Genomic DNA, 970 nt, shown 5'->3' on the forward strand with positions numbered 1-970 from the left:
GGCCCCCTGCGCCGACCCCCGCGTGGCAGGGTCAGCCGAACAGCTCCGCGCCCCAGGTGCCGCCGGCTGCGGTGCCCGGCGGGCAGGCGAAGATCCCCGACCCGGTGTGCTTGAGGTACTCCGTGAGCGCGTCGTGGGCCCCGAGCCGGCGCTGCAGGGCCACGAACTGGTTCTCCGGGTCGTTGCCGAAGCAGATGAAGAACAAGCCGGCGTCCAGCTGCCCGGTGACGGGGTCCAGGCCGTCGGTGTAGGAGTAGCCGCGGCGCAGCAGCCGCTGCCCGCCGTTGCTCGCCGGGGCGGCCAGCCGCACGTGGGCGGCGACGTCGATGACCGGCGCCCCGTCCGGGCCGACGGCCTCCAGGTCCAGCGGGTCGGACTCGCGGGTGCCGGTGAGCGGCGCCCCGGACTCCTTGGCGCGACCGATGACGCGCTCCTGCTCCCCCAGGGTGGCGCGGTCCCAGGCCTCGACGAGCATCCGGACGCGCCGGGCGACGAGGTAGGTGCCGCCGCGCAGCCACTCCTGGTCCACCGCGGGCGCGCCCTCGCCGCCCACCCACACGAAGCGGTCCAGCTCAGCGGTGTCCTCGGCGCGCAGGTTGGCCGTGCCGTCCTTGAAGCCCATCAGGTTGCGCGGCGTCGGCTGCGCGGCGGCGGTCGTCGCGGTGCGCCCGAAGCCGAGCTGCATCCAGCGCACGGCGACGACCCCGCGGCCGATGCGCACGAGGTTGCGCACCGCGTGGAAGGCGACCTGCGGGTCGTCGGCGCAGGCCTGCAGGCACAGGTCGCCGCCGGTGCGCCCGGGGTCCAGCTGCTCGCCGGGCAGCGGCGGCAGGTCGACGAGGGCGGCGGGCCGCCGCTCGGCCAGCCCGAAGCGCCCGTCGAAGAGCGAGGGCCCGTACCCGAGCGTCACGGTGAGGTTCGCGGCCGGCAGCTCGTGCGCCTCGCCGGTGTCCTGCGGCGGCTCGTCCGC

The 970-nt window shown here is 76.6% G+C and carries 1 protein-coding gene; it reads right to left on the bottom strand.

The window, feature by feature from the left end; translation table 11 throughout:
- Positions 1–31: 31 nt before the first annotated feature.
- Positions 32–970, bottom strand: a 939-nt coding sequence (locus GTQ99_RS23575) for a Dyp-type peroxidase (RefSeq protein ID WP_166618064.1), incomplete at its 5' end; no start/stop codon positions are given.

The organism is Kineococcus vitellinus (genome assembly GCF_009906315.1).
In the GTDB taxonomy this organism is placed as follows: domain Bacteria; phylum Actinomycetota; class Actinomycetes; order Actinomycetales; family Kineococcaceae; genus Kineococcus; species Kineococcus vitellinus.